At 65.9% G+C, this 229-nt stretch carries 1 protein-coding gene; it reads right to left on the bottom strand.

Annotation, left to right across the window (positions count from 1 at the left end; translation table 11 throughout):
- A partial coding sequence (locus ACW9IN_RS30170) for a hypothetical protein (protein ID WP_457369252.1) occupies nucleotides 1-229 on the bottom strand: 229 nt, incomplete at both ends.

The raw sequence follows: 229 nt of genomic DNA, 5'->3' as shown, positions 1-229 counted from the left end.
CCAGGTCTTCCTCTTCGCCCAGCAGGTGGTCCGGGTCATGGGCCTTGAAGGCCAGGCCCAGCAGGGTCGCGACCGGGCCGAGGGTGATGTAGCGTTTTTCCCAGTTAAGGCGCAGGCCCAGGGTTTCCTTGCCTTCCCATTCACCTTTGCAGATCACGCCGGTGTCGGGCATGGCGCCGGCATCGGAGCCGGCCAGCGGGCCGGTCAGGGCAAAGCAGGGGATGTCATC

Source organism: Pseudomonas sp. SDO5271_S396, assembly GCF_054071795.1.
The sequence above is the reverse complement of the archived record's forward strand: the minus strand, read 5'-3'. Positions and strand labels throughout refer to the sequence as shown.